The sequence below is a fragment of the Sphingobium sp. B2 genome, from assembly GCF_007693735.1.
GTDB lineage: Bacteria > Pseudomonadota > Alphaproteobacteria > Sphingomonadales > Sphingomonadaceae > Sphingobium > Sphingobium xenophagum.
In genome coordinates this window covers 1-9,935 of the sequence record NZ_VDBZ01000014.1, presented here as the reverse complement: position 1 = coordinate 9,935, position 9,935 = coordinate 1, and the positions used below count along the sequence as shown (strand labels likewise).

Sequence of the window (9,935 nt, the reverse complement as noted above, 5' to 3'; positions counted from 1 at the left end):
TTGCGAGCAGACGCCGCTACGATTGCAAGCGCCTACAGCTAGGAGGGGTGGAGAGCGGACTGGCGGCTAAACCGATCAATCATATTCTTGGCTTGTGCATCATCCTGCCAACCGTAGTGCCCACAAACGCAAATCCGAAAATAAACGGCAGACCCACTACCGTGGCAATCAGAATGAGGCCGCCTTCATTGTAGCGCTCGATGAAAATCAAGATCGCTAAAGAGAGCAGGGATAGAAACGTGCCGATGAATACAGCCCTCCAAACTCTTCCCCATTCCGCTGATACAATCAAGGAAGCAAATAGCGGAATCAGGGTTCCGGCAAGGATCATCAAAGCATGCATGAACGGCTCCGTTGAGCACCTTATCAGGTTGATGGATTAAATGACCTTTAAATTCGCGCCTGAGGGCTACCGAAAGCTCATAGGCCGATAGCCTGATGTCCTGAAATGGTCGCTTCTGCTCAGGCAGCTTACCTGGCACACTCATAAGCTCATCCCCCGATCCCGTTGCAGGACCAGCTCGCGCTCGTGGAGCAACTGGCCCACCGCCCGCGCCATCTGGGGTTCGCGCTGGATCCGCTCGATGTAGAGATCCTTGGTATGCTGGTTCGCCCCGTTATAGGCGTCCACCGCCTTTCGGAGCGCCTCCGGAGTAGCCTTCCAGTCGCTGTTATGGTCGCCATAACCATGGGTGCCCGCCTCGCGCTGCCCGGCTATGGTCCTGAACTTCTCCGCCACCTTTTCCCGTTCCTGCGCCTGCTGGCGCTCCTGTGCCTGCTCACGCGCGCGCTCGGCGGCAAGCTGCTCCTGACGCTGCGCATCGGCGGCATCGCGCCGATCGCGATCGACCGCGCCGCTCAAGGTGGCCGCGAACGCATGCAGCCTGCCCGATATGCGCTGCCCCGCATCGCGTAGCCACTCGGTCCCCCGCTCGATATACTGTCGCAGGCCCCGCCGCTCGATGACGCCGGCGTTGTGCTGGCCCACCATCGTCACCGGCTCATAGGCCCGCCCCTCCCGCATCGCCTGATGCTCAGCGCGGCGTTCCATCGCCGTCGCGCTCGGCCCCATATGCACGGTCGCCTCCTGCTCGATCCCCTGCCGCTGGTGGCTGCGATGGTCCACCCGCTCCGGGACGTTCGCCCGTTCCAGCGCCGCATTCTGCATCTCGGCCCACCGGCCACGCCACCGCTCGACCTCCCCGCTCGTCTTCTGGTCCCGTTCGCGGGTCTTCTCGCCCAGCCCTTCCGGGCCGATCCGCCGCGTCGTCGTCAGCAGATGGGCATGGTGGTGGCGCTGGTCGCCCTCGCGTCCTGGTGCGTGGATCGCCACGTCCTCCGCCACCCCATGCCGCTCGCTGATCTCCCGTGCGAGGTCCAGCGCAAGCTCGCGCCGCGCCTCGGCCGACAACTCGGCAGGCAGCGCGATTTCATATTCGCGGGCGACGGTGGAGTTCTTGCGCGTCTCGGCCTGCTCGGCGGCGTTCCAGAGCGCGGCACGGTCGTTGGCCCACGCCGGGGCGTCGGCGGGCACGACAAGCGCGCTATGCTCGACGCCCTGCTTGCGGGTGTAATCGTGGACGAGGCCGGTGCGCTCGTCCGTGATTTCGACGCCCGCACGATAGGCCGCCGCCGCCGTCGCGCTGCGACCGGCGGAACGGCCTATCGTCTTCACCGCAAGATGGAAGCTCGCCATCGCCGCGCCCTACCTTTNCGACGCCCGCACGATAAGCCGCTGCCGCCGTCGCACTGCGACCGGCGGAACGGCTGATCGTCTTAACCGCAAGATGGAAGCTCGCCATCGCCGCGCCCTTACTAGCCATGCGGGAGCATGGCGCGGGCGATAGCCCGCTGGGGTTCAGGGGTATCCCCTGACGCACGCAAACGCAAGTTTGCATAAGTGCGCCCTTCCTCTCTTTCGTTCGGTCGGGTCCGCTGCTATCAATATCGCACAGCGAAAGGATTGACCATGGCCGCTCCAACGCCAGAGGCTATCGAAAATGCCCGCCGCAGGGTCGATCAGGCCAAGGCCCGGTTGCAGGCACTGGAAGCCCGCGCCGCCACCCTGAACCGCAAGGCCGATGCCCGCCGCAAGATCATCCTCGGCGGCCTGCTCCTCGATGCCGCCATGAAAGACCCCACATGGGAATCCCGCCTCACTGACCTGCTGGACCGGATCAGCCGCGATCAGGACCGCAAGGCGTTCGAGGGCTGGACCTTCAAGGGTGGCCCCGCCGATGCCTGATCCCTTCGACCCTGCCGAGTTCGACACTCCGCCCCCCACCGATCCCGGCGCGGACTATCGCACCCTGCTCGACGCCATGCGAAAGGCCGGGGCCGAAGGGGTTGCCCAGCAGGTCGCCGCCCTGTCCCGCCAGATCGAGCAGGACGCCCGCCAGCGCGCCGAATGGACCGCACAGTCAGGCGCAGGGGTCGATGCCCTCCACCGGGCCGCTGGACAGCTTCAGCGGATCAGCGCCGGGGTCTGGTGGGATCGCCTGAAGGAATGGATCGCCGCCGCCATGATCGGGCTGGGCCTGATCTTCGCCGCGGCCCTCGCCTATCGCTGGGCGCAGGAACCCAAGATCGAGCGCCAGTTATACGGATGCACCGCACGATGGGACGCCAAAGCCCAGACCTGCAAGGGCAAGTGGGTGCCGTTGCAGGCGAAATAGGGCAGCAATTTATGGGTGCACAAAAAATGTTGTCCGCCCGATTTAATGGGTGTACAAAATATCATGGAAATCGAGTTCGACCCGGCCAAGGATGAAGCCAATATCGCTAAGCATGGCCTATCCTTACAGGCTGCGGAACGGTTCGATTGGGACACGGCGTTTGAGCGCGAGGATGATCGCTTCGATTATGGAGAGGTCCGCTTCGTCGCCCTGGGCATGATCGGTGATCGCCTGCACGTGCTGGTGTTCACCGAGGGCTCTCATGACGATGCGATCCGCGCTATCAGCCTGCGTCCGGCAGAAAAGCACGAAGCGAGGTTCTATTATGGCCAAGTTTGACCCTGAAATTCACGACGACAACCCGCCGATGGATGCCGCCTTCATGGCCGGGATGAAGCCGTCCCGGCGTGGGCGTCCCAAGTCGGAAGACCCCAAGGTCGAGGTAAAAATCCGCTTGGATGCAAAGACGGTGGAGCATCTGCGCGACAGCGGCCCCGGGTGGCAGACCCGTGTAAACACCCTGCTCGGCCAGCTTGTGGCGACGGGGCAAATCTGATCGTGGACCGCACGCAAGCCCGCGAGAGCTTCAAGGCCGAAGCCCTCGCCTCATGGGCCGAATATCGGGAAACCGGGCTGCACCTGACCGGCGAGGAAGTAGCCCGCTGGCTCGATAGCTGGGGCACTGCTGGCGAGGGCGAATGTCCGCCCTGCCATCTGCGCGAAACCGAACGCCCCTGATTTGCCCTCTGGTGCCCGTTAGGGCACCGCCAAGCCCTTGGGTACTCGCGACCTACCCTCAGAGGCTCCCTATGCTCTACGGGCCGGAAATCGCCTCTTACATCCCCTGATAGCCATTTACGGCCTCTAGTCTTGCTTTGGCGTAGGTGAAGCAGGCCAATGCTGGCGTTCATACGCATCGACCAGTGTTGCCAACACATCGAGACGGTCCTCATCTGCGCTGCCTGCTTCCGCATCCCAGAGTGCGCGGATTTCATCAACTGCCGCCCGGTAGTCGGCGTCGGTTTGGATCGGGCTGCTACCCATCGGCTTGTTCTTCCAATGACGCGCGCCGCGACCAGCGGCGCTCAATTTTCAGTGTGTGTCTGCCGTCAGTGTCTAGTCTCAGTGTCAGTGTCTGTTCCAGACTCTGAGACTAGACACTGACACTGTAGGCTAAAAGGATACACGCCGGAGGGTAAAAAGGTACACGCCGGAGGGTAAAAGGATACACGCCGGAGGGTTCGGGGATACACGCCGGAGGGTTCGGGGATACACGCCGGAGGGTTCGGGGATACATTGACAGGATACATTGCGACAATTAGCGTATCCCTATGGAGCAAATCGCTGTGTCATCTGCTGCCTTAGCCCTGCGTGCTGAAAAGCCACTAACCCCGGCAATGATCTCAGCCCTGTGGGAGATTACGGCGGTCCTTGATGAGGAACGGACACCAGCCAACGTACCCAACGCAGTTTGGCTCAATATCCCTACCGCTCGTTTGCGCGGCCCGGATGCGCGTCAGGATAATGTCTGGCTTCGTGAGTGTCTCGACCGCATGACCGGCCTAAAACTAAGCGGGCAGCACCGGGGCGACGAATGGGGCGCGGTACTGGTGGCCGAATGGCACATCACTGAAGGCGGATCACAAGCCCGCATCCTGATCCCGCCCGCAGGTGTTCATGCTTTGCGTAGCCCCGGCAATTTCGTGAAGATCGAGACGACAGCGGCGCACCGGCTCCCTCCTCACGCCCGCCGCCTTTATGCCCTTCTGGCTGATCGCAAACGCCAGCGCGAACCCTATGCCCAGTGGAGCATCGACAATCTGCGTGGCCTGCTCGGTGTAGATGATAAGCGGTCCTATGACCGCTGGCAGGCGTTAAAAGTGCGCGTCCTCGATCCCGCGCTTGATGCAATCAACGATTTCGGGACGGTGGACGTCACCATGACGCCTAAAAAGGTGGGCCGCTCGGTAGTGGCCGTTCGCTTTGATTGGCGCTGGAAAGACCCGTTAGACGCCGCTGACACGGTAGCCGAGAACGAGCGCCATAGCGCCGCTCGCCGCAAAGACCCACCAGACTCCCCCGATGCGCCGCCGCTAATGGAAACGGAACCTGACCCGGTGGTACGTGAAGGGATGGCGAAACTACTGGGCAGCTTGGGCGACAAGCTGCGTAACGCAGATGATGGTGACATTTGAGAATAGTTCGAAATTGACCTTCTCGAACAATACGAACATGGTTCTAAAATGACCGAAGTTCGTATGACCTTACGAGAGGCATCAGACCTCCTGAGCGTTCCACAAAATACCCTGAGATCGCGCTATAAAGCGGGTAAAATGAGGGGAGAGCGAGACAATTCTGGTCGCCTTTGGGTCTGGGTAGAACCTACCGCAAAGGGTTCTAATCGAACCTTCTCGAAGAATACGAAAAAGGTTCGAGATGCCGAGGATTTCGAAGCTCTGAAAGGACAGGTAACAATCCTCCATGAGCAGCTTTCCGGTGCCAATGCAGAACTAGCCATCTTGCGCTCCCGCGCATCGCAAGTGGATCGACTGGAAGCAGAAATGGCCGCCCTAGAAACCCAAGCAGCCCTTATCCGTGAGGATCGGGACCACTGGCGCACCATGGCGCAAAACCTCGCTATCGCGCGCGTTACTCCTCAGCCGATGTCCCAGCGCGGCTTCTGGTCACGCCTGTTTAGCCGCCAGGGCGGCAGCCCTAGCGGCGATGAAGCATGAGAGCGGCGATTTTCACCTGATTGTCGCGTATCAGGGCAGGGAACGGCTAGGTGTAGGCGCTTGCAATCGTAGCGGCGTCTACTCGCAAACGGAGCGATTTTCTGCTCACCCTTTCTGCCACTGGCGCATGGCCTCGTGCTCGAATTATCTGCCAGTGTGCTCGCCATCATCCGGCGCTGCTTGCAAACGGGGCGTCGTGCTCACACTCCCTGCCAGTGGGTTCTCCAAACCCGTCGCCGGCAGACGCTTTTGCGAAGCGGGTTTCCAGAACAGTTTTGACACGCGGCGGGCCGCAGAAATGCGTTGCGGTCATGGCCCGCCGGCAGGATCGTCAGAAAGGAAGGTTTTCGCGAACAGGGCCAGCGCATAATAGGCGATGACACCACGCAAGCGGAAAGGGTGCGATGACCAAAACCGAAATGCTGGAGACGATGAAACGCCTCGACGCCCATGCGAATGCCCTGCTGCTGATCGGTGCTTCCGATATCGATCTGCTCGGCGGCATGTTCGACGTGATGCCGGACTTCAAGGCGCTGCTCGATGCCGGATACGGCGAAGAGATCGAGAGAAACGCCGGTCGCTTCCCCGGCCTGCACCGCTACGCCGTCATGCTCTCAAATATCGCCGAAGGGATCGCGGACGGCTCCATCCGGGTGCCACGCTGACGCCACTCCCGCTGGCAGATAATGTGAGCAGGCGACCATGACTGCGAGCAGCGCCGGATGATGGCGAGCACATTGGCAATTAGCGTGAGCAGACTGCTCCGCCCATTGTCAGATAATCCGAGCAGAAAATCGCTCCGTTTGCGGGTCGTGCGGCTGAGCGGAACAGGAAAGTGTTATAAGGAACTGTTTGGCTCGATACAGCGATAGATGGTTGCCGGGTGGACGTTGAAGGTTCTCGCGATGGCGCTGATGGACTTGCCGTCGAGCACGAGCTGGCGGGCGAGCGCGGCCTGATCGGGTCGCATTTTCTTTGGGCGTCCGAAGGCCACGCCGCGCGCCCTCGCAGCCTTTCGCCCCTCGTCGGTTCGCTTCAGGATGAGGGACCGTTCGAACTGGGCGATGCCGGCGAACACGGTCATGATCATCACGCCGGAGGGCGACGTGGTGTCGGCCCAGGGTTCATCAAGCGATTGTAATCCAGCCTGCTTTTCCTTGATGCGTTCCGCAATGTGCAGGAGATCGATCGTGGATCGTGCCAGGCGGTCGAGGCGTGCGACCACCAGCACGTCGTCCTTGCGCAGGTGCGCCATCAGCCTTTCGAGCTCGGGGCGACCGCGCGCCGTCCCCGATATCTTCTCCTCGAACATCATTTCGCAACCGGCCTGCGAGAGCCGTCCGCGCTGGATGTCGAGGTTCTGGTCCTCGGTGGAAACGCGTGCGTAGCCCAGTTTCATGCGGCCGCTCCGAGTAGCGTGCGAAAGTTACTGCAAAAGGACTTTGTTTCGCACATATGTTTTGCGAAGAAATTGCCCTTGTTTCCTGGTGCCGCCCTCCGCCTTCGCAAAAGTTGAAAGTTTCGCACAGTATGCCGACCCGTCACCTCACTGACGCCCAGCGTCAGAGGTTTGCTCGCTTCGACGGCGAACCGTCGGCCGACCAGCTTGCGCGATATTTCCATTTTGACCAAACCGATCGCGACCTCATTGGAACTCTGCGCGGCGACCACAATCGGCTCGGCTTTGCCGTGATGCTGACGAGCGTCCGATTTCTGGGCGCATTTCCCATTTCGGCCGCGGAGATCCCGGCGTCGGTGTTGGCGATCGTGATCGAGCAGCTGGACCTTGAGCCCACCACCGGCGTGCATGCGTATTTTCAGGGGAGCCGACGCATACGGCACCTCGCGCTTATCCGGACGCATTGCGGCTTCACGGACTTTGGCGACAACGCGGTGGCGCGTTTCCGGCTGACGCGGTGGCTCTACGCCCTGTGCTGGAGCGGTGATGATCGACCCGCCCCGTTGATCGATCGCGCGGCCGCCTGGCTGATCGCCAACAAGGTGCTGCTGCCGGGCGTCACGGTGCTCGAGCGCCTGGTCGGCAGAATCCGCGATCGTGCGCGCACCCGGCTTTGGCGGAATCTGGTCGCCGCTCTGAGCGATGACCAGCGCGCACGCATCGCCGCGCTGTTTGACGAAGGGGACACGTCGACGTTCGCCGCCCTGGACGCGCTGCGCACCATTCCCTCCAAGCGCATGCCGACCGAACTCTACCGCCACCCCGATCGGCTCGATGCGGTCCGCGCGTTCAATCTGCGGCCATCGCCGCCACGGGGCGTTCCCGCCACAAGCCTTGAGCGGCTCGCGCGGGTGGCGCGCGTTGGCAAGCCGTCGGCCATCGCCGTTCTTCAGGAGCCGCGTCGAACCGCGACCATAGCCGCGCTCTTTCATACGCTCGAAGCGGCCGCTCAGGACGATGCAGCCGAGCTGGCCGAGGCGCTGCTCGCGGACATGGTCAAGGGAGCCGAAGCCGCCGACAAGCAGGCCCGGCTGCGCAGCCTGCGCGATCTCGATGGCGCTGCGATGCTGCTTCATAGGGTGGGTCTGCTGGTATTGACCGACGACGCCTTGCCCCTTTCCGAATGGCGGGACACGCTCTTCGAGCAATTGCCTAGGCCCGATATCGAGGCGGCCATGGCTAAGGTGGAGGCAATCGCCAGGCCTGTTGACACAAAGCCCTACGACCAACTGCGCACGAAATGGCGGAGCGCCCGACGACTGTTTCGCGAAGTCGTCACCCGCATCGAGACCGATGCCGCCCCGGGCGGCAAAGCCGTCAAGGCCGCGATAAGCTACCTCAAGGGCGTGGACGACTGGTCGTCGCTCGCCAGGATGCGCGGTGCACCGACCGCCGCGATCCCGAAGGCGTGGCGGCAACAGGTCCTGGATCATGACGGCAGGGTGCATGACCCGAAAGCCTATGTCTTCGCGATCATCGATGCGTGGCGTCTCGCGATCAAGCGTCGCGACGTGTTCGCCACGCCGGGCATCCGATACGGCGATCCCCGGCGCGGGATGCTCGAGGGCGAGAGCTGGCACACGTCCAGGTTGATGGTCGCACGCGCGCTGGGCCGATCCCTCGACGCCAATAGCGAGATCGACGGTCTCTCGCGCCTGCTCGACGAGGCATATCGCCATGTCGCCGCGCGCAGCGTCGACAATCCGGACCTGCGGTTCGAGACGGTCGCCGGCAAGACCGGGATCGTCGTCACGCCCCTCGATAAGCTCGATGAACCCGAGAGCCTGCGTGCGCTTCGCGCCGCCATCCAGACCCGCATGCCGAAAGCGGGCATGCCGGACATCTTTCTTGAAGTCATGGCGCGAACCGGATTTGCCAAATCCGTTAGCCATCTGAGCGAGCGTCAGGCCACCGTCGAGCATTTCGAAACAAGCCTGTGCGCGGTCCTGGTCGGCGGTGCCTGCAACATCGGCCTTGAGCCGGTGGTCCGCCCGGAATTTGCGGCGCTGCGGCGCGACCGGCTTTCCTGGGTCAGTCAGAATTTCATTCGCCCCGAAACCATCGCCGCGGCGAACGCCGCGATCGTTGCCGCGCACAGTCGTCTGGATATCGTCCAACATTGGGGCGCCGGCGAGGTGGCCAGCGCCGACGGCATGCGTTTTGTCGCTCCGTCGAGCGCCATACACGCCGGTCCCAACCCCAAATATTATGGCCAGGAGCGCGGCGTCACCTGGTACAACATGATCTCCGATCAGTTCAGCGGTCTGGGCGGCGCGGTCATCCCCGGCACCTTGCGCGACAGCCTGGTCGTCCTGGCTCTCCTGCTGGAGCAGGAAACCGCGCTCGAACCTCTGGAAATTATGACCGACACCGCCGCCTATTCCGACGCCATTTTCGGCCTGTTCTGGCTCCTGGGTTACCGTTTCAGTCCGCGTCTGGCGGACATCGGCGGCGCGAAGCTCTGGCGGATCGACCGCCAGGCGACTTACGGACAATTCGATGCGCTCGCCTGGGGCAGGATCAACATCGCTCTGATCCGGGAAAACTGGCCGGACCTGATCCGCCTGGCCGGATCGCTCAAGCTTGGTCACCTCAAGGCCGCAGGCGTCATGCGCATGCTGCAGGTCAAAGACCGCCCGACGACGCTGGCCAAGGCCCTGTCCGAACTCGGGCGCATCATCAAGACGCTGCACATCCTGCGCTACATCGACGACCGACCATTCCGGCGTCGGATATTGTTTCAGCTCAACCGGCAGGAGTTGCGCCACAAGCTCGGGCGGCGCGTCCATCACGGCGACCGCGGCGAAATCAGAAGCCCTCTGCGCCAAGGCCAAGGTGAGCAGCTTGGCGTCCTTGGTCTCGCCCTCAACGCCATCGTCCACTGGAACGCCGTCTACATGCAGGAAGCCGTGCGCCAACTCGGGGATGCAGGGACACCCGCGTTGCCCGCCGATATCGCCCGACTTTCGCCGATATCCTGGCGTCACATCAATTTCCTCGGGCGCTACGACTTCTCCGTGCCCGACGCCGTCGCCAACGGCGGTCTCAGGCCGCTACGCCAACCTA

The 9,935-nt window shown here is 62.5% G+C and carries 13 protein-coding genes; 9 read left to right on the top strand and 4 right to left on the bottom strand.

The features are described from left to right. Window positions 1–79: 79 nt before the first annotated feature. Both FE851_RS25565 and mobQ read right to left on the bottom strand, forming a co-directional pair. Window positions 80–343: a hypothetical protein gene (locus tag FE851_RS25565; RefSeq protein WP_030092974.1), complete on the bottom strand. Its 264-nt coding sequence runs from the start codon at window positions 341–343 to the stop codon at window positions 80–82. Between the two features lie 141 nt (window positions 344–484). Then, entirely contained in the window at window positions 485–1,696 is a 1,212-nt protein-coding gene (mobQ, locus tag FE851_RS25560; RefSeq protein ID WP_145206918.1) for a MobQ family relaxase, read from the bottom strand. Window positions 1,697–1,969: 273 nt separating this feature from the next. Between mobQ and FE851_RS25550 the strand changes: the two genes are divergently transcribed. From FE851_RS25550 to FE851_RS25530, 5 genes are all read left to right on the top strand, one after another. Then, window positions 1,970–2,245, top strand: coding sequence for a hypothetical protein (locus FE851_RS25550; protein WP_030538461.1), 276 nt, complete (start codon window positions 1,970–1,972; stop codon window positions 2,243–2,245). Continuing rightward, the gene (locus FE851_RS25545) at window positions 2,238–2,675 is read left to right on the top strand and encodes a hypothetical protein (protein ID WP_030092979.1); all 438 of its coding nucleotides are present in this window, start codon (window positions 2,238–2,240) and stop codon (window positions 2,673–2,675) included. The genes FE851_RS25550 and FE851_RS25545 overlap by 8 nt, the downstream gene beginning before the upstream one ends. Before the next feature lie 63 nt (window positions 2,676–2,738). After that, a complete protein-coding gene (locus FE851_RS25540) occupies window positions 2,739–3,014 on the top strand; it encodes a BrnT family toxin (RefSeq protein WP_037470143.1) in 276 nt (91 codons plus the stop codon). Then, on the top strand, window positions 3,001–3,231 hold the full coding sequence (locus FE851_RS25535) for a BrnA antitoxin family protein (protein WP_037470142.1): 231 nt from the start codon (window positions 3,001–3,003) through the stop codon (window positions 3,229–3,231). The genes FE851_RS25540 and FE851_RS25535 overlap by 14 nt, the downstream gene beginning before the upstream one ends. A gap of 2 nt (window positions 3,232–3,233) precedes the next feature. Beyond that, a complete protein-coding gene (locus tag FE851_RS25530; protein WP_090423504.1) occupies window positions 3,234–3,413 on the top strand; it encodes a transcriptional regulator in 180 nt (59 codons plus the stop codon). Window positions 3,414–3,539: 126 nt separating this feature from the next. Here FE851_RS25530 and FE851_RS25525 read toward each other — a convergent pair whose 3' ends face one another. Further along, window positions 3,540–3,719 carry a hypothetical protein gene (locus FE851_RS25525; RefSeq protein WP_184205156.1) on the bottom strand — a complete coding sequence of 60 codons (180 nt, stop codon included), beginning with the start codon at window positions 3,717–3,719 and terminating at the stop codon, window positions 3,540–3,542. A gap of 287 nt (window positions 3,720–4,006) precedes the next feature. Here FE851_RS25525 and FE851_RS25520 point away from each other — a divergent pair, with 287 nt between their 5' ends. The 3 genes from FE851_RS25520 to FE851_RS25510 all read left to right on the top strand — a co-directional run bounded on the left by FE851_RS25520 (window position 4,007) and on the right by FE851_RS25510 (window position 6,075). Continuing rightward, window positions 4,007–4,870 (top strand): replication initiation protein, encoded by an 864-nt coding sequence (locus FE851_RS25520; protein ID WP_040265129.1) that lies wholly within the window; start codon window positions 4,007–4,009, stop codon window positions 4,868–4,870. A 48-nt stretch (window positions 4,871–4,918) separates the two neighbouring features. Then, complete coding sequence (locus tag FE851_RS25515; RefSeq protein WP_112366619.1) at window positions 4,919–5,410, top strand: hypothetical protein; 492 nt, start codon at window positions 4,919–4,921, stop codon at window positions 5,408–5,410. A 404-nt stretch (window positions 5,411–5,814) separates the two neighbouring features. Then, complete coding sequence (locus FE851_RS25510) at window positions 5,815–6,075, top strand: hypothetical protein (protein WP_021320008.1); 261 nt, start codon at window positions 5,815–5,817, stop codon at window positions 6,073–6,075. Window positions 6,076–6,248: 173 nt separating this feature from the next. On the opposite strand, the gene FE851_RS25505 is transcribed toward FE851_RS25510, so the two are convergent. Continuing rightward, a complete protein-coding gene (locus FE851_RS25505; RefSeq protein WP_019054269.1) occupies window positions 6,249–6,809 on the bottom strand; it encodes a recombinase family protein in 561 nt (186 codons plus the stop codon). A gap of 131 nt (window positions 6,810–6,940) precedes the next feature. On the opposite strand from FE851_RS25505, the gene FE851_RS25500 reads away from it, so the two are divergent. Then, window positions 6,941–9,935: Tn3 family transposase (locus FE851_RS25500; RefSeq protein WP_145206917.1), on the top strand; the 2,995-nt coding region annotated here is incomplete at its 3' end.